At 70.7% G+C, this 24,646-nt stretch carries 17 protein-coding genes; 9 read left to right on the top strand and 8 right to left on the bottom strand.

Features of this window, described 5'->3' with window-relative positions; translation table 11 throughout:
* Nucleotides 1–11: 11 nt before the first annotated feature.
* Nucleotides 12–1,631: an ABC-F family ATP-binding cassette domain-containing protein gene (locus J5V16_RS18610; protein WP_208498320.1), complete on the bottom strand. Its 1,620-nt coding sequence runs from the start codon at nt 1,629–1,631 to the stop codon at nt 12–14.
* A gap of 439 nt (nt 1,632–2,070) precedes the next feature.
* Between J5V16_RS18610 and J5V16_RS25595 the strand changes: the two genes are divergently transcribed.
* Together J5V16_RS25595 and J5V16_RS18600 are read left to right on the top strand one after the other, a co-directional pair.
* Nucleotides 2,071–2,706, top strand: a complete 636-nt coding sequence (locus tag J5V16_RS25595; RefSeq protein WP_208498318.1) for a M23 family metallopeptidase — start codon at nt 2,071–2,073, stop codon at nt 2,704–2,706.
* Nucleotides 2,707–2,971: 265 nt separating this feature from the next.
* Nucleotides 2,972–3,817: a M23 family metallopeptidase gene (locus J5V16_RS18600; RefSeq protein ID WP_208498316.1), complete on the top strand. Its 846-nt coding sequence runs from the start codon at nt 2,972–2,974 to the stop codon at nt 3,815–3,817.
* 90 nt (nt 3,818–3,907) lie between these two features.
* Here the strand turns inward: J5V16_RS18600 and J5V16_RS18595 are convergent, their stop codons facing one another.
* From J5V16_RS18595 to J5V16_RS18585, 3 genes are all read right to left on the bottom strand, one after another.
* Complete coding sequence (locus J5V16_RS18595; protein ID WP_208498314.1) at nt 3,908–4,894, bottom strand: LacI family DNA-binding transcriptional regulator; 987 nt, start codon at nt 4,892–4,894, stop codon at nt 3,908–3,910.
* The gene (locus tag J5V16_RS18590; protein ID WP_208498312.1) at nt 4,894–7,722 is read right to left on the bottom strand and encodes a glycoside hydrolase family 3 protein; all 2,829 of its coding nucleotides are present in this window, start codon (nt 7,720–7,722) and stop codon (nt 4,894–4,896) included. Before J5V16_RS18590 ends, J5V16_RS18595 begins: the two co-directional genes overlap by 1 nt.
* 277 nt (nt 7,723–7,999) lie before the next feature.
* Complete coding sequence (locus tag J5V16_RS18585) at nt 8,000–9,244, bottom strand: ROK family transcriptional regulator (protein WP_208498310.1); 1,245 nt, start codon at nt 9,242–9,244, stop codon at nt 8,000–8,002.
* A 295-nt stretch (nt 9,245–9,539) separates the two neighbouring features.
* Here J5V16_RS18585 and J5V16_RS18580 point away from each other — a divergent pair, with 295 nt between their 5' ends.
* From J5V16_RS18580 to J5V16_RS18560, 5 genes are all read left to right on the top strand, one after another.
* Entirely contained in the window at nt 9,540–11,225 is a 1,686-nt protein-coding gene (locus J5V16_RS18580; protein ID WP_208498308.1) for a type 2 periplasmic-binding domain-containing protein, read from the top strand.
* An 88-nt stretch (nt 11,226–11,313) separates the two neighbouring features.
* A complete protein-coding gene (locus J5V16_RS18575) occupies nt 11,314–12,297 on the top strand; it encodes an ABC transporter permease (RefSeq protein WP_208498301.1) in 984 nt (327 codons plus the stop codon).
* Nucleotides 12,294–13,229, top strand: coding sequence for a carbohydrate ABC transporter permease (locus J5V16_RS18570; protein WP_208498299.1), 936 nt, complete (start codon nt 12,294–12,296; stop codon nt 13,227–13,229). Before J5V16_RS18575 ends, J5V16_RS18570 begins: the two co-directional genes overlap by 4 nt.
* Nucleotides 13,230–13,411: 182 nt before the next feature.
* The gene (locus tag J5V16_RS18565; RefSeq protein WP_208498297.1) at nt 13,412–14,368 is read left to right on the top strand and encodes an ATP-binding cassette domain-containing protein; all 957 of its coding nucleotides are present in this window, start codon (nt 13,412–13,414) and stop codon (nt 14,366–14,368) included.
* Nucleotides 14,365–15,195 carry an ABC transporter permease gene (locus J5V16_RS18560; protein WP_208498290.1) on the top strand — a complete coding sequence of 277 codons (831 nt, stop codon included), beginning with the start codon at nt 14,365–14,367 and terminating at the stop codon, nt 15,193–15,195. The genes J5V16_RS18565 and J5V16_RS18560 overlap by 4 nt, the downstream gene beginning before the upstream one ends.
* A 6-nt stretch (nt 15,196–15,201) precedes the next feature.
* Here the strand turns inward: J5V16_RS18560 and J5V16_RS18555 are convergent, their stop codons facing one another.
* Nucleotides 15,202–18,081 (bottom strand): ATP-binding protein, encoded by a 2,880-nt coding sequence (locus tag J5V16_RS18555; protein WP_208498288.1) that lies wholly within the window; start codon nt 18,079–18,081, stop codon nt 15,202–15,204.
* Nucleotides 18,082–18,392: 311 nt separating this feature from the next.
* Here J5V16_RS18555 and J5V16_RS18550 point away from each other — a divergent pair, with 311 nt between their 5' ends.
* Nucleotides 18,393–18,881, top strand: coding sequence for an Imm1 family immunity protein (locus J5V16_RS18550; protein ID WP_208498286.1), 489 nt, complete (start codon nt 18,393–18,395; stop codon nt 18,879–18,881).
* 77 nt (nt 18,882–18,958) lie between these two features.
* On the top strand, nt 18,959–19,504 hold the full coding sequence (locus J5V16_RS18545) for a GNAT family N-acetyltransferase (protein ID WP_208498284.1): 546 nt from the start codon (nt 18,959–18,961) through the stop codon (nt 19,502–19,504).
* Between the two features lie 193 nt (nt 19,505–19,697).
* Here J5V16_RS18545 and xylA read toward each other — a convergent pair whose 3' ends face one another.
* From xylA to J5V16_RS18530, 3 genes are read right to left on the bottom strand one after another with little or no spacing between them, the layout of a single operon-like run.
* Nucleotides 19,698–20,870, bottom strand: coding sequence for a xylose isomerase (xylA, locus tag J5V16_RS18540; RefSeq protein WP_208498282.1), 1,173 nt, complete (start codon nt 20,868–20,870; stop codon nt 19,698–19,700).
* Between the two features lie 14 nt (nt 20,871–20,884).
* On the bottom strand, nt 20,885–22,279 hold the full coding sequence (gene xylB, locus J5V16_RS18535; RefSeq protein ID WP_208498280.1) for a xylulokinase: 1,395 nt from the start codon (nt 22,277–22,279) through the stop codon (nt 20,885–20,887).
* Nucleotides 22,280–24,577 carry a TIM-barrel domain-containing protein gene (locus J5V16_RS18530; RefSeq protein WP_208498279.1) on the bottom strand — a complete coding sequence of 766 codons (2,298 nt, stop codon included), beginning with the start codon at nt 24,575–24,577 and terminating at the stop codon, nt 22,280–22,282.
* Between the last annotated feature and the right edge of the window lie 69 nt (nt 24,578–24,646).

The raw sequence follows: 24,646 nt of genomic DNA, 5'->3' as shown, positions 1-24,646 counted from the left end.
GAGCGCGGCGCTCAGGCCAGCTCGACGAGCTCCATCAAGTCGTCGGACCACAGGTCCTCGTCGCCGTCGGGCAGCAGGATCGCGCGCTCGGGGCGCAGCGCCTCGACCGCGCCCGGGTCGTGCGTGACCATCACGATCGCGCCGCTGAACCCGTCGACCGCGTCGAGCACCTGCTGGCGGCTCGCCGGGTCGAGGTTGTTCGTGGGCTCGTCGAGCAGCAGCACGTTCGCGCCCGAGCACACCAGGCTCGCCAGCGCCAGCCGCGTCTTCTCACCGCCCGAGAGCACGTGCACGGGCTTGTGCACGTCGTCGCCGGGGAACAGGAACGCGCCCAGGATCTTCCGCAGGTCCGCGTCCGGCAGGTCCGCGCCCGAGTCGGAGGCGGCCGACTGCATCTGCTCGAGCACCGTGCCGGTGTGGTCGAGCGTGTCGTGCTCCTGCGCGAAGTAGCCGATGCGCAGGCCGTGGCCGGGCTCGACCTGGCCCGTGTCGGGTTCGAGTGTGCCGGCGAGCATGCGCAGCAGCGTGGTCTTGCCCGCGCCGTTGAGGCCGAGGATGACCACGCGGGAGCCGCGGTCGATGGCGAGGTCGACGCCGGTGAAGATCTCGAGTGAGCCGTAGGACTTCGACAGGCCCGTGGCGGTGAGCGGGACCTTGCCGCACGGGGCGGGCTGCGGGAGGCGCACGTCGGCGACCTTCTCCTGCAGCAGATCCTCTTCGAGGTTGTCGAGCATCTCCTCGGCGCGGCGCAGCATGCCCTTGGCCGCCTTGGCCTTCGTGGCCTTGGCGCCGAGCTTCGCGGCCTGCTTGGTGAGGGTCGCGGCCTTCTTCTCGGCGTTGGCGCGCTCGCGGCGGCGGCGCTCGGCGTCCTCGGCGCGCTGGCGCTGGTAGGCCTTCCAGCCGAGGTTGTACGCGTCGATGACCGAGCGGGTGGGGTCGAGGAACCACACCTTGTTGACGACCTCGTCGAGGAGGTCGACGTCGTGGGTGATGAGGACGAGGCCGCCCTTGTGCCCGGCGAGGAAGCCGCGGAGCCAGTTGATGGAGTCGGCGTCGAGGTGGTTGGTGGGCTCGTCGAGGAGGAGGATGCCGTCGCCGTCGTCGGAGAAGAGGATGCGGGCGAGCTCGACGCGGCGCCGCTGGCCGCCGGAGAGGGTGGAGAGCGGCTGGGCGAGGATGCGGTCCTCGAGGCCGAGGTTGGAGCAGATGCGGGCGGCCTCGGCTTCGGCGGCGTAGCCGCCGCGGGCGGAGAACTGCTCTTCGAGGCGGGAGTAGCGGTTGACGAGCTTGTCGCGCTTGGCGTCGTCGGCGACCTCGGCGAGGGCGGCCTCGGTCTTGGCGAGGTCGGCGAGGAGCTGGTCGAGGCCGCGGGCGGAGAGCACGCGGTTGGACGCGGTCTGGGTGAGGTCGGCGAAGCGCGGGTCCTGCGGGAGGTACCCGAACGGGCCGTTGCTCTCGATCTTGCCGGTGTACGGCTGGGTGAGGCCCGCGAGGACGTTCATGGTGGTGGTCTTGCCGGCGCCGTTGCGTCCGACGAGGCCGATCCTGTCGCCGGGCTGGATCCGCAGATCGGCCCCGGACAGGAGGATGCGCGAACCGGCGCGCAGCTCGAGACCGGTGGCGGTGATCATGGGGCACTCCTAAAACGGCGATGGCGGGCCGATTGGCCGCAGACCTACCAAGTTTAGGCGGAGTCGTGGGTCACGGTCGCGTTGATATCGGCCGAGCCGGATCGATTCGTAAGGAACCGACCACTTTGTGTGACCGCTCTCAGCCTTTCGGAGGAAGAGGCGCCGACGGCCGTGCACAATTCATCCGAAATGGAACCAGTTCGGGCGTTGTATCGCCTGGTCACAGCCCAATAGTCCAAATCATCCCATGTAGGTTTCCGGGCTTATGGAGACACCTCTTGAAACCACCGAGAACCAGGGCGGCTCGCTGACGGGCCGTCGACTGCAGTCGCTGATCCGCCGAAGCCGGAGCCTGGGCGAAGCACTGATCCGCCGAGCCCGTCGCGAAGCACTGGTCCAGTTCGCCCGGATCCGTCACGAACGTCATAACTCGCGTGTCGTGAAGGCGGGCCTCGGGCTGGCCGTCCTCGTGGGCGTGGGGCTCGCCTCCGCCACCGGGCAGCACGCCGCGGCGCAGGCCGCCGAGGCCCGGGCCGGCGAGAGCCAGACCGTGGTCCGAGACGACTGGGCGGTCGACACCGTGCTCGCGGACATGTCCGCCGCCAAGAAGGCCGAGGAGGAGAAGGCGGCGGCCGAGAAGGCCGCTGCGGAAGCGGCGGCGGCCGAAGAGGCGAGGCTGGCGGCCCTGCCGTGGACGCTCCCCTCCGACGCGCGCATCACCTCGTACTACGGGATGCGCGACGGCCGGCTGCACGGCGGCACCGACTTCGGCGACTTCGAGGGCGAGGAGATCTGGTCCGTCGGCGAAGGCACCGTGAGCTATGTCGGCTACGAGCCCGGCGGCTACGGCAACGTGGTGTACATCGACCACGGCGACGGCATCCAGACCCGGTACGCCCACGCGTCCAAGGTCCTCGTGAAGGTCGGCGACAAGGTCGCCAAGGGCGAGACCGTGATCCTCGCCGGCAACACCGGCGGCTCGCGGGGTCCGCACCTGCACTTCGAGGTGCTGATCGGCGGCAAGAAGGTCGACTCGCTCGCCTGGCTCGAGAAGCAGGGCCTCAACCCGGGCTGACACGGACTCGACACGACTGGGATGGGCGGCGGCCCCGGGGTTCCCCCGGGGCCGCCGTCGTGCCCGAGATGCCGGGTTCACAGCGGTTCATCCGTACTCACCTCACGTGAGAACATGAAAACTATCAGTGAGGCGCCTCCTCTTTTCGTAGGAGAAGCGGCTGACCCGAGGTGCCGACCTCTGCCGCAAGAGGACCACTTCGAGCGTTGTATCGCCTGGTCATGGGCTTGTTGTCCAATTCGGGTCTGTTAGGTTTCCCCGCGCTATGGGCAAACATGACGACACCAGCGAATCCGCTGGCAGAGAAATGACCAGCCGCCGGCTCAAGGCCATGCTTCGGAGCCGCCGCATCCGTCGCGAACGTCACAGCTGGCGTTTCGTGAACCTCGGGCTCGCCGCCGCGATCCTCGTCGGTTCCGGCCTCGCGGCCCTCTCCGGGCAGCACGCCGCGGCGCAGGCCGCCGACGCCGAGGCGGAGCAGAACGACACGGTCGTGCAAGCCGACTGGCAGGTCGACTCGGTCCTGGCCGGGATGCGGGCCGAGTGGGCTGCCGAGCAGGCGGCGCGCGAGAAGGCCGCCGAAGAGGCCGAGAAGCAGGCCGCCGAAGAGGCGGCGAAGAAGGCAGCCGAGGAGGAGGCCGCGCGCCTCGCCGCGGAAGAGGCCGAGCGGCTGGCCGCTGAAGAGGCCGAACGCGCCGCCGCCGAGGCGGAGGCGGCCGCGAACCCGTGGACGGCTCCCTCCACGGCCCCGATCACCTCGTACTACGGGATGCGCGACGGCCGGCTCCACGGCGGCACCGACTTCGGCAACTTCGAGGGCGACGAGATCAAGGTCGTCGGCGACGGCACCGTGACCTACGTCGGCTACGAGCCCGGCGGCTACGGCAACGTGGTCTACGTCGACCACGGCGACGGCGTCGAGACGCGCTATGCGCACGCCTCCGAGGTCCTGGTGAACGTCGGCGACGAGGTCGCCAAGGGCGACACGATCATCCTCGCGGGCACCACCGGCAACTCGACCGGCCCGCACCTCCACTTCGAGGTGCTCCTGAACGGCGAGAAGGTCGACTCCCTCGCGTGGCTCCAAGAGCAGGGCGTGGACGTCGGCTAGGCCGAACGACTTTTCTCTCTCCTATACAAGTGAATACAGTGCGGCGGCCCCGGGGTTTCATCTCCCCCGGGGCCGCCTTGCCGTTTCGCGCTAGCGCAGTGTCAGCTGCGGCTCGATGAGGGTCGACTCGGGGACGTCGAGGCCGTCGAGCTTGCGCATGAGGTGCCGCACGGCGGTCTCGGCCAGGGTCTCGGCCGGGACGAGCACCGAGGGCAACTGCGGGTGGGTCCGCTCGGCGACCTCGTCGGGGCCGATCACGACGACGTGGAAGTCCTCCCCCACGCGCTTGCCCGCGTCCGCCAAGGCGTGCATGACATGCCCGACCGCGGGCTCGTTGTGGACGGCGATGCCCGCGAGCTCCGGCTTGGACGTGAGCAGCTCCTTCACGGTGCGCTGCACGGAGGCCGGGTCGTCGGGGCAGGGCCAGACCTCGGCCCGGGGCCCGGCGCGGTGGAGGAAGCCCTCGCGCACCCGCTCGGCGAAGCCGGTGCGGCGGGCGTAGACCGCCTCGGAGGCGCCGAGCAGCGCGATGTCGTCGCAGCCGCGGTCCACGAGGTACCTCGCGCACACCCGGCCGGCCGCCTCGAAGTCGAGGTCGACGCAGGTGAGGCCTTCGGCGTCGGCGGGGAATCCGATGAGGACGCTTGGGAGTCCCAAGCGCCGCAGCGCCTCCACGCGCGGGTCGCGCACCTCGACGTCCATGAGGATCAGGCCGTCCACTATGGCCGAAGCGGCGACGCGGGCGAGCCCGGCCGGGCCTTCGTCGGCCGTCATGAGCAGCACGTCCTGGTCGTGGCGGCGGGCCTCGGTGACCGCGCCCGACGCGAACTGCATGAGCACCGGTAGGTGCATGCCGTCGCGCAGCGGGAGCATCATCGCCACGACCCCCGCCCGCCGCGAGGCGAGCGACCGCGCCCCGGCGTGCGGGTGGTAGCCGAGGTCGGCCACGGCCGCCATGACGCGGTCGGCCGTCTCCGGGGAGATCGACCGCTTCCCGCTCAGCACATAGGAGACGGTGCTGGCGGCGACGCCGGCCCGCGCCGCCACATCGGCGATCGTGACGCCCCGGCCTGCCATTACCGCTCCCCGCCGAAGGTCAGGGTCGCGAGGCGCACGGGCCCGGACTCGAACGTCACGTACAGGTCCTTGACGCCCTCGACGGCTCCGAGCTCGACCGTGACGTCCGCGTAGTCGTAGACGCCGGCGGTCGCCGGGGTGTCGATCTTGGCGAGCACGTCGCCGTCGAGCGGGTCGTCCACGCGCAGGGTCAGCTGCGAGGCCTGGCCCGCGACCCGCGCGGTCACCGTGGCGTAGCCCGGTTCGAAGTCGCAGTCGCCGAGCATGATCCAGCCGCCCGCCTCCTCGGCGGCGATCACGTCGCCGGAGGTGCGGTTCTCGTCGCGCCACAGCACGCCCTCGTAGAGGTCGTTCGCGGTGGCGGCCAAGGGCTGCGAGAGGTCGCGGGCGCCCACGATCTCGCCGTCGACGCGCACCGAGGCGGACAGGACGATGTCAGTGGCGGAGCGGCCGACCATGAGGCGCTGGCGGGACTTCTCGACGATCATGCGCCCGGTCACGTTGTCCCAGTGGGCGAGTTCGTCCACGGGCACGGTGAAGGCGACGGTGCGGGTCTCGCCCGCGGCGAGGCGGACCTTCTCGAAGCGGCGCAGCTGGCGCAGCGGCTGCTTCACGCGGGAGCCGCACTGGTGCGTGTAGAGCTGAACCACCTCGACGCCGTCGCGGTCGCCGGTGTTGGTGACCTCGACGGTCACGGCGAACTCGTCGCCCGCCCCGGCGTGCTCCTTGTCGGCCTTGAGGTTCGCGTACTTGAACTCGGTGTAGGACAGGCCGTGGCCGAACGGGTAGAGCGGCTGGCCGAGGTAGTAGAGGTAGGTCGCGTCGGAGGCCACGATGTCGTAGTCGAGCATCGCGGGCAGCTCGGCCGCGTCGGTGTACCAGGTCTGCGGGAGCCGGCCCTCGGGGTCGCGGTCGCCGTACAGGACGTCGGCGAGCGCGTTGCCCCACTCCTGGCCCCCGTGGCCCGACCACACCACCGCGGGCACGTGCTCGGCGGCCCAGTTCGCGGCGTAGGGGTACGAGGAGGACATGACCAGGATCGTATTCGGGTTGGCGGCGTGGACGTGGCGCAGGAGCCACTCCTGGGCGTCGGCGAGGCGGAGGTCCGTGCGGTCCTCGGTCTCGCGGCCGTTGACCAGCGGGTGGTCGCCGAGGACGGCGATCACGACGTCGGCGTCCCGGGCGGCCTCGACGGCGGCCTCGTGGCCCTTGACGACGAACTCGAAGTCGAACTCGGCGGCTTCGGCGCGGTCGGCGCTGAGGACGACGCGGCCGTCCTCGATGGCGAACCACTTGCCGGCCTCGGCGCCCTCGGCGCGGTGGATCTGCTGGACGGCGACCTTGCCGCCTTCGAGCTCGACGATGCGGAAGGTCTCGTGCACGTCGAACTCGTGCGGACCGACCGAGTCTGCGCCGACGGTGCCGTCCAGGCGGCCGTCCACGTACTTGCCGGTGGCGACGTTGCGGGCGGTGTAGGACCAGCCGCCCCAGTCGAACAGGTCGAACTGGGCGGCCGCGCCGGTGGTCTCGGTGATGTCGATGGCCTTGCCGTCCTCGACGGCGGTCGCGTAGCCGGTCTTGTGGCGCAGGCGGATGCGGGAGACGCCTTCGCAGTAGACGACCTCGGCGCGCTCGGCGAGGGCCTGGCGGGCGGTGACGGCGTACGGGAGCGTCCCGGAGTACCAGTCCTGCATCTGGGTGTCCGCGAGCGGGCCGATGACCGCGATCTTCTTGGGCGCCTTGAGCGGCAGGATGCCGTCGTTCTTGAGCAGGGTGATCGACTGCGCGGCGGCCTCGCGGGCGAGGGCCTGGTGCTCGGGCGAGTTGACGACCTCGTCGCCGATGTGCGCGTACGGGTCCTCGGGGTCGAACTCGCCGAGCCCGAAGCGCACGTGGAGGTTGCGGCGCACGGCCGTGTCGATGTCGGCCTCGTCGAGCAGGCCCCGCTCGAGGGCGGCCTCGACGTGGACGAGGACGTCGCCGGAGCGCTCGTCGTCCTGGGTGAACGAGTCGAGGCCGGCCTTGACGGCGGCGGCGTACGCGGTCGGGAGGTCCTCGAAGTAGCCCTGGAGGATGGCGAGGTTGTTGGGCGCGTAGGCGTCCGAGACGATGAAGACCTCTTCGTCGGTCCAGGTGCGCAGCTCGTCGTTCACCAGGGGCGTGACGTGCGCGGGGCGGCCGTTGACGAGGTTGTAGGAGAGCATGACAGCGACGGCGTCGCCGCTCGCCAGTGCCGGGCGGTGGGCGGCGAACTCGTATTCGCGGAGGACGCGCGGCGGCATGTTCGAAGAGGTCTCGCAGCGGTCGGCCTCGTTGCCGTACGCCAGGAAGTGCTTGACGGAGGGTGCGGTCTTCCACACGGCGCCGTTGTCGCCCTTGAGGCCCCGCGCGTAGGCGGCGCCCATGAGGCCGGTCATGCCGGCGTCCTCGGAGTAGCCCTCCTCGTTGCGGCCCCAGCGGGGGTCGCGCAGCGGGTTGACGGTGGGGGCCCACACGTTGCGGCCGACCTTGACCGGGTCGTTGTGGTTGAAGGCGAGCACCTCGTCGGCGACGGCGGCGCCGACCCGCTCCACGAGCTCCGGGTTCCAGGTCGCGCCCAGGGCGACCACCTGCGGGAAGACGGTGGCCTCGCCGAGCCACGCGAGGCCGTGGAGCGCTTCGGTCCCGGTCTTGAACGGGCCCATACCGAGGCGTTCGACCGGGCGGTGGTACTGGTGCAGGAGGCCGATCTTCTCGTCGAGCGTGAGGCGCGAGAGCAGGTCGGCGACGCGCTCGGCGCGCGGCAGGTTCGGGTCGCGGAAGGCGGGACGCAGGTCGGTGTCGCTCATGGGTGGACTTCCTTTTGGACGTCGCTGTCGTGTGAAGGGCCATGTCGTTGTAGAGCTCTGTCGAAGCGCTTCGATGACCAAGGCTTTGCGGCCGGGTTTCTGAAACAGGAAATGGTCTTGTCGAAGCGCTTCGATTGAGGATGCAAGATTTCTACACCTCGGCTTCGGCCCCAGTCAAGGCAGGTGGGGCCGCACGATGCGGAGTTTGACGGGTTTCACCCGTTCCGCAGGCTTTTAACCTGCGGAAACGGGCGGGGTAACAATCGTGAAACAGACGCTAGGAACCCAGCGGGGTGGGCATCTTCCCGGCGTCGATGTCGTTGAGGATGCCGGTCGCGGCACCGAGGGCAGGGGCTTCGTGTCCGAGGGCCGAGACCACGATCTCGGCGCCGCCGGCGCCGGAGGCGTGGGTGCGGGCGGCGAGCTCGCGTTCGGCGGCCGGGCCGATCCAGGGACTGAGGGCCTGGTAGTGGCCGCCGAGGACGACCGCTTCGGGGTTGAGGAGGTCGACGGCGAGCGCGATGCCCGCCCCGAGGGAGCGGCCGATGCGGTCCAGGGCCTCGAGCACGCGGGGCTCTTCGGCGCGGGCGCGGGTGACCACGTCCTCGACCTCGGCCTCGACTTCGGCGCCCGCGATGTCGTCGGATTCGGACAGCGCCTTGAGGACGGCGCTGATGCCGGCGAGGTCTTCGACCCGGCCGACCCTTCCGTCGACGTCGATGAGGAGGTTGCCGATCTCACCGGCGAATCCCGTTGCGCCCCTGCGCAGTTCGCCGTCGACGATGAGGCCGGCGCCGAGGCCGATCTCACCGGTCAGGTAGATCATGTTGGCCACGCCGGCCCAGGAGCCGAAGCGCTGCTCGGCGACCGCGCCGAGGTTGGCGTCGTTGTCGGCGGTCACGGCGTACTTGGGGTCGCGCATGGCCTGGCGGAGGCGGCCGGTGAGGTCGAACTCCTCCCAACCGAGCATCGGGGCGCGCTGGACGACGCCGTCGTTGTCGATCATGCCGGGGACGGCGACGGCGAGCCCGAGGATCTGGCGGCCCTCGGCGTCCATCTTGTCGACGGCGCGCTTGGCGAGGCCCGCGAGGGCCGAGACGGAGCGGCCGGGGGTCGATCCGCCGCCGTCGTGGGCGCGGCGCCAGGACAGGAGGCGGTTCCCGGCGAGGTCCACGGCGACGAGCGTCATGTAGTCCACATTGACTTCCACGCCGAGGGAGGCGTAGTAGCCGGTGTCCACACTGAGCAGCACCGCGGGGCGGCCGATGTTGCCGATGACCGAGCCGGACTCGCGCAGGACGCGGCGCTCGATGAGCTCGGCCACGAGCGAGGAGACCGTGGCCTTGTTGAGGCCGGTCTTGGCCGCGAGATCCGCACGGGAGCAACGGCCTTCGGCGCGGACCTGACGCAGCACGAAGCCGAGGTTGTTGGCCCGCACGTCCGTGAAGTCGGCGCGTCTGGCCCTTCCCCGCGCCTCCGCGCCGGCGGCCCCGGCCGACTTCGATGCGATGCGCATCGCCATGTCTCGTCCTCCTGCTTGTCTCTCGGCCCGCTTATGGCGCCGGGTGCGGGCCGTAATTGAGCATTGTCGTGGATCGCGACAACGGGTTGTCGGGCGGTCCCTGACGGTTGCGCAGCGAAGCGTTTCACCACAAGGGCCGTTCCCGAATCGTGACCAATCCGCGTCCGTATCGCCTGACCCCCGGCTTGTGTCGGGTGCCACCGTGCGCTACTTTAGTTTATCGAATAGCCGAACTAATTATCGGCCAGACCCCCTTAAGACCCTCACAACGCAGTACGACCGAAAGGACAGCAACGTGGCTACTCCCTCAGACGGGTCGGTCTTCCGCCGCCGCTCCCTGTTCAAGGCCGCCGGGCTCGGCGTCGCCGGTGCCGCGGGCCTTCCTGTCATCGCCGCCTGCGGCGACATCGAATCCGGCGGGGGCACCTCGCAGACGACCTCGGGCTTCGACTTCCTCCCCGAGTACAAGGAATGGCCGCTCCCGGTCCAGCCCGACCTGGTCGGCGAGCCGCCGAACCACCCCTCCGGCTTCACCACGTACCCCGAGCCGGTCCCGGCGATCGAGAACGTCCCCTCCAACAGCGGGACCTACGAGATCACCGTCCCGATCTGGGGCGAGGCCCCCTCGAACGACGACCCGTACTTCGCGGCCATCGCCGACGCCAGCGGCGGCACCACGGTCAACCTGCGCCAGGCCGACGGCAACACCTTCGCCGAGACCTCGGTCCAGTGGCTCAACGCCAACGAGTACGGCGACGGCATCATGCTCTTCAGCTGGATGCTCTTCGCCCACCCGAACTTCCAGGAGACGGTGGTCAACTCGTTCTACGACCTGACCGACATCGTCAAGGGCGACATCTCCGAGCGCTGGCCGCTCCTCGCGGGCCTCCCGACCGCCTCCTGGGGCCAGTCGGTGTGGTCCACCGACCCCGCGGACCCCGAGACCGCGCGCGTCTTCGGCATCCCCGGCTCGTTCTCCGGCGGCCCGGGCAACGCCATGTTCGCCCGCACCGACATCCTCGAGGAGCACGGCCAGGCCCTGCCGACCACGGTCGAGGAACTCCTCGAGGTCGCCCGCGCGGTCTCCGACGACGCCGGCGGCCGCTGGGCCTTCGGCGGCACCGACTACCTCACCCCGCAGTGGTTCGGCCTCGCCGGCGGCGACGGGTGGGCCTACATCGACGGCAAGCTCGTCCACAACTGCGAGCGCCCCGAGTACACCGAGTGGCTCGAGTTCCGCCGCACCATCTGGGACGAGAAGCTGGTCCACCCGGACCTCCCCTCGGGCACGCTCGACGGCCAGGCCCTGCACAAGGCCGGAACGATCGTCTTCCAGCTCGACGGCATGTCCTGGTGGCAGGGGTTCATCGACCAGTCCACCGCCGAGGGCACCGGCGGCACCATCGCCCCCCTCGGCGCGCTGTCCGCCAAGGGCCGCCAGCCGCTCGTGCACGTCAACACCGGCGTCGACTCCTGGACCTTCCTCAACAAGGACCTCACCAAGGAGCAGGTCGAGGAGTTCCTGGACTTCGCCAACTTCTGCTCGGCGCCGTACGGCACCACCGAGTACGAGCTCCTCAACTACGGCATCGAGGGCACGCACTTCACCTACGGCCCCGACGGCACCCCGGTCTACAACGAGGTCGGCACCAAGGTCGTCCAGGCCCCGGTGAACCACAAGACGATGTCCGGCCACGTGCAGCAGTTCCTGACCGGGACGCCGGACATGGTCCAGGCCCGCTTCGACTACAACGCCTCCGTCAAGGACTTCGCCGAGGTCAACATCTTCGAGGGCATGCGCGTCGAAGGTCCGTCCGAGTTCAAGTCCGCCGGCCAGGTCCTCATCGACCAGCAGAACGACATCGCGTTCGGCCGCGCCGACCTGTCCGCCATCCCGGACATGGTCGAGACCTGGAAGAACAACGGCGGCGAAGTCGGCCGCGAGCACTACACCGCGGCTTACGACAAGCTGCACGGCTAAGACGCCCGGCCGGGCCGCGACCCCTGTGGTCACGGTCCGGCCATGCCCGTCCCGCACAGGTACTCACTGACTGGATTTCACACAAGCGATGGCAGCTCTCCAGACCTCAGCGCCCCCGGCCCCGAGCCGCGGGCAGGCCCGCCCCCGCGCGAAAAACAAGCGGACCCTGGGCCAGCGGCTCCGGCACGACTGGCCCCTGCTGCTCCTGACCCTCCCGGCGCTGGCGCAGCTCGCGGTGTTCTTCTACTGGCCCTCGGCCTGGAACATCATCGCGTTCATGGACTACAGCCCCCACCGGCCCTTCTGGGAGAACCCGTTCGTGGGCTTCGCGTGGTTCGAGCGGCTGTTCGCCAACCCGTACTTCATGCCCGCCCTGCTCAACACCCTGAAGTACGCCTTCGCGAACCTGCTGTTCCTCTTCCCGCTCTCCATCGTGCTGGCGCTGGTCATGCACTCGGTCATCTCGACGAAGATCCGCAGCGCCTTCCAGTCGGTCGTGTACCTGCCCTACTTCTTCTCCTGGGTCCTGGTCGTCACCGTCTTCGTGCAGACGCTCGGCTCGGACGGCCTGGTCTCCAACTGGATCCTGGGCTTCGGCGGCGAGCGCCTGACCTTCATGTCCGATCCGGACTCGTTCCTGTTCCTCGCCTGGCTGCAGTGGGCGTGGAAGGACGCGGGCTGGGGCATGATCATCTTCCTCGCGGCCCTGGCCTCGATCAACCCGAGCCTCTACGAGGCCGCGGCCGTCGACGGCGCGAGCCGGTGGCGGCGCATGTGGCACATCACCCTCCCGGGCATCCGGCCGGTGATCGTACTGCTGCTGATCCTGCACATCGGCGGCATCCTCAACGTCGGCTTCGAGCAGTACCAGCTGCAGCGCAACGCCGTCGGCTACCAGACCACCGAAGTGCTCGACACCTTCGTCTACTACCGCAGCGTCATCGGCACCGAAGGGCCCTCCTTCGGCACCGCGGCGGGCCTGTTCAAGGGCGTGATCGGGCTGGTCCTGGTCCTCATCGCCAACAACGTCGCGCACCGCCTCGGAGAGCAAGGGATCTACCAGAAGTCATGACCGCCACCGACATCAAGCTCAAGCCCGCCAAGAAGAACGCGCGCCCGGTCTGGGACGAGGAGCCGTCCTTCGTCGGCAAGGCCGTCAAGGCCCTGTTCCTCATCTGCTACGCGGCGGCCATCGTCCTGCCGATCTGGGCGGTCGTGGCGACCAGCTTCGCCAGCGAGGAAGCCCTCGCCCGCGCCGGCGGCAACCTGCTGCTCATCCCGACCGACCTGAGCCTGCAGGCCTACCAGGAGATCTTCGACGGCGGCGCGCTCACCCGGTCGCTGATCCTCACGATCGGCCTCACCGCGGGCGGTACGGCGCTGTCGATGGTCCTGACCATCGGCGCGGCGTACGGTCTCTCGCGGCCCGGCTCGCTCCTGCACCGGCCGCTGCTCATGCTCGTGCTCTTCACGTTCCTGTTCGCGCCGGGCCTGTACCCGAGCTTCCTCGTCGTGCAGAAACTGGGCATGTTCGACAGCTACCTCTCCCTGGTGCTGCCGATGGCGCTCAACGCCTTCAACCTCATCGTGCTGCGCTCGTTCTTCATGAACTCGGTCCCGACCGAGCTCATCGACGCCGCCCGCATGGACGGCGCCGGCGAGTTCCGGACCCTGTTCAAGATCGTCCTGCCCATGTCCAAGGCGATCCTCGCGGTCATCGCCCTGTTCTACGCGGTCGGCTACTGGAACATCTACTTCTCGGCCGTGCTGTACATCCCGGGCCTGGAGACCCAGCCGATCCAGGTCGTCCTGCAGCGCATGCTCATGTCGACCCAGGGCCTGCCCGGCGCGGCCGCCGACGTCTCGCAGTACCAGACGCAGGCGCCCGACTCGGCTTTGAAGATGGCCGTGGTCGTCTGCACGATCGTCCCGATCGTCATCATGTACCCGTTCATCCAGAAGCACTTCACCAAGGCCGTCATCACCGGCGCCATCAAGGGCTAATTTACGGCTCGCAAGCTTCGCCGTGACCGGTTGATCACCTCCCCCGGTGAGAAGGGCCGTCTCCGCACTCGCGGAGGCGGCCCTTTCACGTGCGCGGCGTGAGTGAAAGCCCGGTGGGACCGGAGTGAAAGGCGGGGCGCGCACGCTGGGGGCACAGGAAGCCGATCAGGAAAGGCGCCCCCATGCGATACGCCATCGAAGTCCGGGGACTGAAGAAGTCCTTCGGCGAGGTCCACGCCCTCAGCGGCGTGGACCTCGCCGCGGCCCCCGGCACCGTGCTCGGCGTGCTCGGCCCGAACGGGGCCGGAAAGACCACCGCCGTCCGCGTCATGTCCACCCTCACCAAGCCCGACGCCGGGACCGCCCGCGTGCTCGGCCTCGACGTCGTCGCGCAGGCCGCCGAAGTGCGGAAGCGGATCGGCCTCACCGGCCAGTACGCCGGGCTCGACCCGAACCTCTCCGGAGAGCAGAACCTCGTGCTCGTGGCGCGGCTGCTCGGCGCGTCCCGCCGCCAGGCGAAGACCCGCGCGAACGAGCTGATCGAGCGGTTCGACCTCGCGCACGCCGCCACCCGCGCCGTGGGCAAGTACTCGGGCGGGATGCGGCGCCGCCTCGACCTCGCCGCCTCGATCGTGCGCCGGCCCGAGGTGCTGTTCCTCGACGAGCCGACGACCGGGCTCGATCCCCAGAGCCGCAACGGGTTGTGGGAGGTCGTGCGCGACCTCGTGGCGGCCGGGACCACGGTCCTGCTCACCACCCAGTACCTCGAGGAGGCCGACCAGCTCGCCGACACGATCGCGGTCATCGACACCGGCCGCGTCATCGCCTCGGGCACGTCCTCGCAGCTCAAGCAGGCCGTAGGCGGGCAAGTGCTGCGGCTGACCCCCGCCCGGCCGGACGCGGTCGAGCAGATCGTCCAGCTCGCCGAATGGGCCGCTGGCGCGCAGGCCCGCGCCCAGGACGGGGCCGTGACCGTGCCCGTCGCCCACGCGGGCGAGGCGCAGGCCGTCATGGCCCGCATCGGCCAGGCCGGGGTCGACCTGGCCGGGTTCGGGCTCCACGAGCCGACCCTCGACGAGGTCTTCCTCCAACTCACCGGCCACCGCACGAACACGACCGAGAAGGAGCCGGCGGCATGAGCGCCATGGCGACCGAGACCACGCGCCCGGAAACACGGCGCTGTGAAACGACGTGGACCTCCGAGCGCGGGACGCTCGCGCAGTCCGCCACCATGGCGGCCCGCTCCCTCGCCTCGATCCGGCACGCGCCCGCGCAGCTCGTCGACTTCTTCATGATCCCGCTGATGATCCTGCTGTCCATCACCTTCTTCATGGGCGGCCAGATGATGGGCTCGTGGCAGGACTTCCTGCAGTACGCGGGCCCGACCATCATTGCGATGGGCCTGTTCTTCGCCGTCACCGCGACGGGTCTGGGCCTGTACGGCGACATCAAGGAGGGCGTGTTCGACCGGCTCACCGCCATGCCGGTGTCGCGGTTCGCGCTGCTGGCCGGGCGGGTCGCGGCCGACATGGTGAAGTACGCGTGGGCGCTGCTCGTCGTCGGCGGGGTCGCGTTCGCGATCGGCTACCGCGCCGACGGCGGCGTCCTCGGCACGGCCGCGGCCGCCGGGGTGCTGCTGCTGTTCCTGTTCGCCGCCTCGTGGTCGATGGCGCTCGTGGGCCTCACCGCCAAGAGCGAGGAGCAGATCCAGACGTGGATGATCAGCCTGCTCATGCCGCTCGCCTACACCTCCACGATCTTCGTGGAGATCGACACGCTCCCCGGCGCGGTCCAGTGGTGGGCCGAGATCAACCCGCTCACCGCGCTCGCGGACTCCATGCGGGTGTTCCTCGACGGCGGGGACCCGGGCGGTGAAGTGCTCGCGCTCCTCGGCTGGTGCGCCGCACTCGTCGCGGTGTTCGTGCCGCTGTCGCTGCGGGCCTACCGGCGCAAGCTCGGCGACTAGGACGCCCTAGGAGCTGAACGGCCAGGTGCTCTGCTCGAGCATCGCGGCGGCCCGGGCCTCCAGGTCCGGGTCGCCCTTCTCGCGTGCGAGGGCCGCGAGCTGGCGGTAGAGCTGCATCGTGACCTCGGAGAAGCTGCGGTACTGCGGCAGGTCGGTCTCGGCGTCCAGCAGCTCGCGCAGGGCCTCGTCGAGCCTTCCCATGCGGCGCAGGCAGATCGCCGCCGCGTTCCGGGCTGCGAGGGCGTTCTCCTGGTTGCCGATCCGCTCGGCCCGCTCCCGGTAGGCCCGCATCCGCTCCAGCATCGCGGCGGGGTCGTCGCCGTGCTCGGCGTCGATGCGCCACAGGTGCTCGGCGATCACCGAGTCCGCGAGGTCCGCGCCGAACTCCGCTTCGGCCGCGATCGCCCGCAGCAGCAGGGTCTTCGCGCCCTGGTAGTCCCCGGCGGCCATGAGGTCGTTCGCGAGGCCCTGCCAGGAGAGGATGAGCCCGAAGCGCTCGCCGAGCGCCGCGAAGATCGCGTTCGACTCGGCCAGCTCCGCTGCCGCGTCCTCCGGACGGCCCGCCTGGTACGAGAGCTCGGAGATGAACAGCAGCCCGATCCCCCGCACCCAGGAGCTGCCGCTGATGCCGGCCCGCTCGATGATCTCGCCGAGGCGGTCCGCGTCCCCGGCGATCATCGCCCGGATCATCGGGATCATCTGCAGCAGCGGCTCGACCTCGTACAGGTCGTGCTCCTCGCTGATGCGCTGCGCCGCAGCGAACTCGGCGTCGATCGCGGCCGGGTCGAGCCGCCCCGACCACAGGCCCCAGCTGCCCGCCATCGCGACCTTCGCGCGGTGCAGCGGGTCCACGTCGTCATCGGCGCCGAGCGGCATCGCCCGCACCTGCCGGGCCAGTTCCATGCCCTCGTCGCGGTAGCCGCGCATCCACCAGTACCAGGAGAGCGGCGCGATCGCGCGGTAGGCGACGCGGGCGTTCCCGGCGGCGACCATCCGGCGGATCGCGGCGAAGAGGTTCGCGTGGTCGGTGGCGAGCCGGTCCAGCCACTCGACCTGCTCGGCGCGCATGAGATGCGGCTCGGCCTCCTCGGCGAGGGCCGTGTAGTGCTCGGCGTGCCGCTCGAACCGCTCGGCGGTCTCCCCGGCCTCGGCGAGCCGCGCGGCGGCGTACTCGCGCACGGTCTCCAGCAGCCGGTACCGGCCGCCGGGCAGGCGCTGCACCAGCGACTTCTCGACCAGGCCGGTGATCTCGTCGGCCGTCGCCGAGCAGACCTCGCACGCGGCGGCGAGGTCGGCGCTGCCGCTGAACACCGACATGCGCGCCAGGACCAGGCGCTCGGCCGGGTCGAGGAGGTCCCAGCTCCAGTCGACGACCGCGCGGAGCGTCCGCTGGCGCGGCTCGGCCGTGCGCGGGCCGCGCCCGAGCAGGCCGAACCGGTCGTCAAGGCGCGCAGCGAGATCCTGCAGGCTCATGGACTTGAGGCGGGCCGCCGCGAGCTCGATCGCGAGCGGCAGGCCGTCCAGAGCAGTGCAGACCTGGAGCACCAGGTCCGCGTTCGCCTCGTCGACGGTGAACGCGGGATCGCTCTGCCCCGCCCGCTCCTCGAACAGCGCCACGGCCGCGTGCGCGCGCAGGTCCGCCACGGACGCGACACCTGCGGGGAGCGGCAGCGGGCCGACGCCGAGCACGGCCTCGCCGGTGATGCCGAGCGCTTCGCGGCTCGTGGCGAGCACCCGCAGGCCCGGCACGCGGCCGAGCAGGTGCGCCAGCAGATCCGCGGCGTCCTCGATGAGGTGCTCGCAGTTGTCGACGGCGAGAAGCAGTTCGCGGCCCCACAGGGCTTCGGTGAGGCGGGTCCGCGGGTCCTCGCTGCGGCGGGCGAGGATCGACTCGCCCAGGCCGATCGTGTCGCCGACGACCTCGGGCAGCCGCTGCGGGTCGACGACCGGCGCGAGCTCGACGAGCCGCACGTCGCGTCCCTCGGCGGCCAGCCGGTGCGCGGTCTCGACCGCGAGCCGCGTCTTCCCGGTCCCACCCGGGCCGGTGAGGGTCACGAGACGGTTCGCGCCGAGGAGCCCGGTCACGGCCGCGATCTCGGACTCGCGGCCGATGCACGCGGTCAGCGGTTCAGGCAGGCGATGCGCTCGCTGTTGCGGCGCTTGCGGTTCGGTGCCGCGCAGCACGTCGAGGTGAGCGTCGCGCAGCACCCGGGACGGGTCGACGCCGAGTTCATCGGCAAGCTTTCCGCGCACGGCTTCGAACACGGCCAGGGCCTCGGCGCGGCGCCCGGCGGCTGCCAGCGCGAGCATGTAGCGGGCGGCGTCGGGTTCGTTGAGGGGGTCGGCGCCGTGGCGGGCGGCGAGGTCGGCGAGGACGGCGTCGGCGCCTTCGAGGCGAAGGCGGGCCTCGAGGTGGAGGGCGGCGACGGCGTCGCGGCGCATGGCGAGGCGGGTGCGGGCGGCGTCGGCGAAGGCGGGGCCGTCGAGGTCGGCGAGGGCGGGGCCGCGCCAGAGGGCGAGGGCGGCTTCGGCGGCGGCGCGGGCGGCGGCGGACGCGTCCTCTCTCGAGGCCGCTTCGGTTCGCGCGGCAAGGGTTTCGAAGGCGTCGACGTCGGTTTCGGCGGCGTCGAGGCGGTAGCCGCCGGGGCCGTGCTCGAGGCGGGGGCCGAGGAGTCCGCGAAGTCGGGAGAGCTGGGTGTGGAGGGCGCCGTTGGCGTTGGCGGGCGGGTGGTCGGGCCAGGCGGCGTCGATGAGGGCGGCGGCGGGGACGGGGCCGGTCGCGAGTGCGAGACGGGCGAGGAGGGCGCGCTGGCGGCCGGCGGGGACGGTGAGCTCGGTACCGTCCTCGTCGAGGAGTCGCAACGGCCCCAGGAGTTCCACTCGCATGCGGTCTATCTTGCCGGGCGGGGGCGGTGCGGGGGGAGCCGGTCCGGGAGGCGGGCGGGGCTCCCCATTGGAAACTGCTACTTGCATGAACAGGTTGTGACGGCATATCAGGGCGCTATCCGTGCATTTCTGTCGTGTTCCCGACTGAATCGAACATAGGGGCCGATCACGCCCGTACTGTCGTTCACAAAACCCCGGAACAGTACGACCCCATGTGAGGTGCGGTGTCCGCCATGGCGATCAGTCTCGATTTCCACCACGATTCCCAGTCCCGCATTGCCGAGTCCCGCGACCCGGAAGGAGAACCCCCCATGAGTCCTGGCCCCGCGGGCGCGCACATCGCCGGCTACTGCGTCGAGTTCCGCCTCCGGACCCGCGAGAACGGGACCCGGGTGCTCCTCGCCCACGACCCCGACGGCGTGGCCGCCGCGATCGCGACGATCGTCGCGGCCGACCTGGTCCAGACCGCCACCGCGCTCGTGCGCGACCGGCCCGGGTACGAGCCGGGCGGCCGGCCCGACCACGGCCTGAAGATCACCGCCGACAAGGCGGCCGAGGTCGGGGCGCTGGCGTATTACGGCCCGGGCGGCGAGGACTACGGTCCCGGCGCGTGGGTGACCTACTCGGACGAGCCGCAGGCCCCCCACTTGCGGCTCTACCGGGACATGGACACAGAGAGCACGTTCCCTCCGGACGCGCACATCGCGTTGAGCACGCTGGCGCGGGCGGTGGAGGACTTCCGTGCGACGGGCGGTCTGCGCCCGTCCGGCTGCATGTGGCGGCCGAGCACGGTGTGGTGAACGTCCGCTGCGGTGGTCTACCGCTTGGCGGGAACGTGGCCTGGCACCGCTCCCGTCGGCGGTTAACCTTGCCGATCATGAGCACCAGTGACGCCGTGGCCGTGCGCCTCGCGCAGGCCGGGGACGCGCCCGCTGCGAGCGCGATCCTCAACCACTACATCGCCGAGTCGGTGAGCAACTTCCGGACGGAGCCGTACGGCCCCGAGGAGTGGGCGGAGCAGTTCGCGGCGAACGCGGACCGCTTCCCGTATCTCGTCGCGGAGGTCGGCGGGGCCGTGGCCGGGCTGGCGTACGCGAGCGCGTGGCGGCCGAAGCAGGCGTACGCGTGGACCGCGGAGTCGACGGTGTACGTCTCCCCCGGCCACCAGGGGCTGGGCATCGGCTCGCTGCTGTACGGCGAGCTGCTCAAGCGCTTGGAGCAGCAGGGGTTCCGGAGTGTCATGGCGCAGGTCTCGCAGCCGAACCCGGGCAGCGAGGCGCTGCACGAGCGTTTCGGCTTCGAGCTGGTGGGCAGCATCCGCGACGCCGGGTTCAAGCACGGCGCGTGGATCGGCGTGGGGATCTGGCAGAAGACGCTCGCGGCGCTCGCGGACCCGCCCGCGCCGACGGCCCCGGTCGCGTGAGCCGCTGAGGTTCCAATGAACCTCTAATGGTTCTCGCGTGGAACGCAGAGCCGTGGTCCCTAATCTTCAGGGCAGGGGAAAGAAACCTCCTGAGGGGTGACAAGCCGCAAGGCGAGTCGAATCCAATTGATGGGTGTGGGGTAGCGATCGGGCCCGGAGCGGAAGCTCCGGGCCCGATCGCATTTCCGTGTGTCTAGCGCACGCCGTAGAGGTGCTCCAGGGCGAGCTGGTCGAGGCGCTCGAAGGCCATGCCCTTGGCGGCGAGGCCGTCGACGTCGACCTTGACGTCCTTGAGGTCGGCCCAGGTCTCGCCCTCGCCGAGGGTGGGGACGGCGAGCTGGTCGACGCGGGCGTCCTTGAGGGCCTGCTGGACCTCGGGGTCGGCGCGGAAGGCGCGGACCTTCTCCTGCAGGATCTTGTAGTTGCGCATGCAGGCGGCGGCCGAGACCCACACGCCGTTGTCGTCCTCGGTGCGCGGGGGCTTGAAGTCGAAGTGGACCGGGCCGTTGTACTGGCCCTTGGCGATGCCCTCTTCGACGGCGTCGACGGTCCAGAAGGCGCCGCCGACGTTGCCCGCGCCGAAGCGGAGGTCCTGGTCGTAACGCGGGCCGGTCTGGCCGTTGAGGTCGATGTGGTAGAGCTTGCCGTGCCACAGGGCCTGGCGGATGCCGGCGGCGTAGTCGAGGCCGGCCATCTCCTCGTGCCCGATCTCGGGGTTGAGGCCGACGAGTTCGGGCTGCTCGAGCTCGTTGATGAACGCGAGGGCGTGGCCGATGGTCGGCAGGAGGATGTTGCCGCGGGGCTCGTTCGGCTTGGGCTCGATGGCGAAGCGGATGGCGTAGCCCTGCTCGGTGACGTACGCGCCGAGGGTGTCGAAGGCTTCCTTCATGCGGGCGAGCGCGGACTGGATGTCCTTGGCGCCGCCGGACTCGGCGCCTTCGCGGCCGCCCCAGGCGACGTAGATCTCGGCGCCGAGCTCGGCGGCGAGGTCGATGTTGCGCATGACCTTCGAGATGGCGAAGCGGCGCACGTCGCGGTCGTTGTGGGTGAAGCCGCCGTCTTTGAAGATCGGGTGGCCGAACAGGTTGGTGGTGGCGGTGGTGACCTTGAGGCCGGTCTCGTCGAGGGCCTTGCGGAACGCGCCGACCTTGGCGTCGCGCTCGGCCTCGGAGGCGTCGAAGTCGAACACGTCGTTGTCGTGGAAGTTGACGCCGTAGGCGCCGATCTCGGCGAGCTTGCGCACGGCGCGGTCGGCGCTCATCGGGGCGCGGGTGGCCGAGCCGAAGACGTCCTGAGCCGCCCAGCCGACCGTCCAGATGCCGAAGGAGAACTTGTCCTCGGGCACCGGTGCGTACTTGTCGGTCATGATCTGTCCTTTTCTTAGTGATGTGCGGCCCAGGACGAAGTCTCGTCCCGGAGGGTCGCGTACTGCTCTGACACCTTCGCGGCGGCGCTGCCGGTGATCCGGGCGGTGTCGCCGGTCTTCCACTGTGGCGGGTTTTGCGAGCCGGTGAGGGCCCAAGCCGCTTGTTTGGCCGCCCCGAGGGCCACGTATTCGGCCGAGGGGGGCACTTCGACGTCGACGCCGAAGACGCTCGGGGCGATCTGGCGCACGGCCTCGGAGGCGGACGCGCCGCCGATGAGGAGCACGCGCTTCGCTTCGAGCCCTTGGGCGGCCATGGCGGCGAGCCCGTCGGCCTGGGCCGAGAGCATGCCTTCGACGGCGGCGCGGGCGAGGTCTTCGCGCGTCGCGCCGGTCGTGAGCCCGGCGATGACCCCGGTCGCGTCGGGACGCTTGGGGGTCCGCTCGCCGTCGAGGTACGGCAGGAGGGTGAGGCCTCCGGCGCCGGGGGCGGCCGCGAGCGCGAGCCGGTCGAACTCGGCGTGGTCCACGCCGAGGAGGGTCCGGAACGTGTCGAGGACGCGGGCGGCGTTGAGGGTGCAGACGAGCGGCAGGAACCGGCCGGTGGCGTCGGCGAACCCGGCCACGAGCCCGGAGGCGTCGGCGGCGGGGACGTCGGAGACGCCGAAGACGGTGCCCGAGGTGCCGAGCGAGACGGCGACGTCGCCGGGGCCGAGGCCCAGTCCGAGCGCGGCGCCGGCGTTGTCGCCGGTGCCGGGCGCGACGGCCGCGCCGGTCGCGGTGCGGCCGACGACCTCGTTCGGTGCGGCCACGCGCGGCAGGCGCAGTTCCCGGCCGAAGGCCTGGAGCAGGCGCTCGGCGACGTAGCTGCCGGTGCGCGGCGACCAGTAGCCGGTGCCGGAGGCGTCCGAGCGGTCGGTGGTCGCCTCGGCGGCGCTGACCCCGCGGAGCTTCATGGTGAGCCAGTCGTGCGGGAGCATCACTGAAACAGTTTTCGCCGCGTTCTCGGGCTCGTGCTCGGCGAGCCAGGCGAGTTTCGTGGCGGTGAAGGACGCGGCGAGGACCAGGCCGGTGTCGGCGGCCCAGGCCTCGGGACCGCCGTGGTCGGCGGTCAGCCGCTCGGCCTGGGGGGCCGAGCGGGTGTCGTTCCACAGCAGGGCGGGGCGCACGACCTCGTCGTCCGCGTCGAGCGCGACCATGCCGTGCTGCTGCCCGGCGACGGCCACGGCCTCGGCCCTGTCCAGGAGGCCTTTGCCGGCCTCCTGGAGGGCCTCCCACCACGCTTCGGGCGGGCACTCGGTCCCGTCCGGGTGGGAGGCGCGACCGGAGTCGACGATCTCGCCCGTTTCGGCTTCGACCAACAACACTTTCGTCGACTGCGTCGAGGAGTCGACTCCGGCCACCAGGGTCATCTACTTACGCTCCAGCTCCACTTTCGCGGGCTTGCCCGCAACGTCTACGACGCTCACATTAGCGATGTCCGCCGGGCCTGTCGACACCAGGGTCACAACAGTTTCTGAAACTGTTTCAATCTCGATCGCGGTGTCGCCGTCGACGTCGCTGATCACGATGCCGCGGTCGGGCGCGCCCCACACCTCGAGCGTGATGCCCTCGAACGCGCCGTCGCCGATCTGCAGGCCGGCCTCGACGCGCGGCAGGACCGCGCCGTAGCGCACGAACACCGGGAAGGTCTCCAGGCCGTGCTTGGTGTCGATGTAGCGCCCGCCCTCGAGGACCTCCTTGGTCCAGAAGTCGATCCAGCGGCCCTCGGGCAGATAGACCTTGCGCTCGCCCGACGGGTCGTTGACCGGCGCGACGAGGAGGTCCTTGCCGAGGCGGTACTCCTGGTCGGCGTTCCACGACACCGGGTCGGCCGGGTCGTCCACGTTCAGCGCGCGCAGCACCGGCTCGCCGGTGCGCGAGGCGTGCACCGCCGCGGAGTAGATGTACGGCATGAGCGAGTAGCGCAGCTTGAGCGACTCCACCGCGAGGCGCTCGGCCTCCTCGGAGAACTCCCACAGCTCGCGGGTGGTGGTGCCGTGGTAGCGCAGCAGCGGCGAGAGCGCGCCGAACTGGGCCCAGCGGATGTACAGGTCGTCGGTGGGCGTGCCGTTGAAGCCGCCGGTGTCGTGCGACCAGAACGGGATGCCCGACAGGCCGTGCGAGAGGCCGCCGCGGATGGTGCCCCCCAGGCCGGCCCAGGTGGTCTGCACGTCGCCCGACCACTGCGCCGAGTGGCGCTGCCCGCCGAGGAACGACGAGCGGGCCCACACCAGCTCGTGGCCGTTGACCTCGCGGGTCACCTCGACCACCGCGTCGTTGTAGAGCAGGGTGTACACGTTGTGCAGCTCGGTGCCCGTCATGCCGTTGTGCGCCACCGCGTCCGCGGGAACGCCCTCGGCGAAGTCGGTCTTGTACAGGGCCGCGCCGGCCTGCAGCGGGCCGCGCAGCAGCTCCTTCCACCACTCGACGGCGTCGGGGTTGGTGAAGTCGACGATGCCGCTGGCCTGGTGCGAGCCGTGCCAGACGTCCGCAACGTAGGTCTCGCCCTCGGCGGTCTTGAGGAAGTAGCCGCGCTCGTCGCCCTCGGCGAAGACCGGGGACTTCGCGGAGATGTACGAGTTCATCCAGAGGCAGACCTTGAAGCCCTGCTCGGCGAGGTCGGCGAGCATCCGCTCGGGCTCGGGGAAGTTCTCGCGGTCCCACTGCATGTCCGACCAGTGCGGCTCGTGCTGCCAGAACGTGTCCAGGTGCAGCACGTCGCACGGGATGCCGCGCTCGCGGATCTTCTTGGCCCGCTCCATGACCCGCTCCTCGGAGTCGACGAAGAAGCCCGAGGAGATCCAGGTGCCGAAGGCCCACTTCGGGGGCAGCGAGGGGCGGGAGGTGAGGCCGTCGAACCGGTCCAGGACCTCGACCGGGGTGCCGCCGAGCACGAAGTACTCGAGGGCGTCGTCGGGCACGAGGATCTCGACTGCCGCGTGGGTCTGCTGGGCCACGTCGAACTCGACGGGCGCGCCGGAGTTGACGACGATGCCGTAGCCGCGGTCCGAGACGTAGATCGGGGCGTTCTTGTACATGCGGATCGACTCGGAGCCGAACGCGTCGAAGTTCCACATCAGCGGACGCTGGCCGCGCGCGTTCAGCGGCGCGAAGCGCTCGCCGAAGCCGGCGAAGGCCTCGTCCGGTGCGGCCGTGAAGGACTCGTGGAACGCGACCGGCTCACCGTCGACGAGGGACCGGCCGAAGGGGAGGGTGCGCAGGCGGCCCGAGATGTCGGTCTCGCCCGGGTTCTGGGCGACGAGCGTCCGGCCCGCCGCGTCGGTGTACTTGAGCGACCAGGCGCCGAGGGTGGCGACGGCGCGGACCGATCCGGCGTCGACGACGACCGTGTCGCCCTCGACCGAGACCTTCGCGTCGGCATAGGCGCCGGCGTGGACCAGTTCGATGATCTTCTCGACGGCGGGGCGGGCGGCCGGGTCGGCCGCGAGGCGGGCGCGCACGACGCCCTCGGCGACGGCAGCGAGCTCCACGTAGAGCTCCTCCCCCGCGCTCGTCACGGCCTTCAGGAGCACCGAGGCGGGGCCGGTCTCGGCGACCTCCGCGCTCGTGACGGCCGACAGCCCCTGCTCACCGTTGGCGCGCTGGGGAAGCTCCGGGGGGTCGGCGACGAAGAACTCGCGGGCGACCAGCGGCGGGCGGTAAGGCATTCGAGGCTCCTGCCTGTTGAGGGTTGGGTACGGCGCTCGGGCCGGGGTGGGTCGGCACGACGTTCATTA

Source organism: Glycomyces niveus, from assembly GCF_017592475.1.
GTDB lineage: Bacteria > Actinomycetota > Actinomycetes > Mycobacteriales > Micromonosporaceae > Glycomyces > Glycomyces niveus.
Note: the sequence above shows the minus strand (reverse complement) of the source record. Positions and strands in the feature narration are given on the sequence as shown.

Excerpts from the sequence above, each read along its gene's own strand:
- J5V16_RS18610 (WP_208498320.1), bottom strand. The coding sequence starts at position 1,631 with ATGATCACCGCCACCGGTCTCGAGCTGCGCGCCGGTTCGCGCATCCTC.
- J5V16_RS18600 (WP_208498316.1), top strand. The coding sequence starts at position 2,972 with ATGGGCAAACATGACGACACCAGCGAATCCGCTGGCAGAGAAATGACC.
- J5V16_RS18595 (WP_208498314.1), bottom strand. The coding sequence starts at position 4,894 with ATGGCAGGCCGGGGCGTCACGATCGCCGATGTGGCGGCGCGGGCCGGC.
- J5V16_RS18590 (WP_208498312.1), bottom strand. The coding sequence starts at position 7,722 with ATGAGCGACACCGACCTGCGTCCCGCCTTCCGCGACCCGAACCTGCCG.
- J5V16_RS18585 (WP_208498310.1), bottom strand. The coding sequence starts at position 9,244 with ATGGCGATGCGCATCGCATCGAAGTCGGCCGGGGCCGCCGGCGCGGAG.
- J5V16_RS18575 (WP_208498301.1), top strand. The coding sequence starts at position 11,314 with ATGGCAGCTCTCCAGACCTCAGCGCCCCCGGCCCCGAGCCGCGGGCAG.
- J5V16_RS18570 (WP_208498299.1), top strand. The coding sequence starts at position 12,294 with ATGACCGCCACCGACATCAAGCTCAAGCCCGCCAAGAAGAACGCGCGC.
- J5V16_RS18565 (WP_208498297.1), top strand. The coding sequence starts at position 13,412 with ATGCGATACGCCATCGAAGTCCGGGGACTGAAGAAGTCCTTCGGCGAG.
- J5V16_RS18560 (WP_208498290.1), top strand. The coding sequence starts at position 14,365 with ATGAGCGCCATGGCGACCGAGACCACGCGCCCGGAAACACGGCGCTGT.
- J5V16_RS18555 (WP_208498288.1), bottom strand. The coding sequence starts at position 18,081 with ATGCGAGTGGAACTCCTGGGGCCGTTGCGACTCCTCGACGAGGACGGT.
- J5V16_RS18550 (WP_208498286.1), top strand. The coding sequence starts at position 18,393 with ATGAGTCCTGGCCCCGCGGGCGCGCACATCGCCGGCTACTGCGTCGAG.
- J5V16_RS18545 (WP_208498284.1), top strand. The coding sequence starts at position 18,959 with ATGAGCACCAGTGACGCCGTGGCCGTGCGCCTCGCGCAGGCCGGGGAC.
- xylA (WP_208498282.1), bottom strand. The coding sequence starts at position 20,870 with ATGACCGACAAGTACGCACCGGTGCCCGAGGACAAGTTCTCCTTCGGC.
- xylB (WP_208498280.1), bottom strand. The coding sequence starts at position 22,279 with ATGACCCTGGTGGCCGGAGTCGACTCCTCGACGCAGTCGACGAAAGTG.
- J5V16_RS18530 (WP_208498279.1), bottom strand. The coding sequence starts at position 24,577 with ATGCCTTACCGCCCGCCGCTGGTCGCCCGCGAGTTCTTCGTCGCCGAC.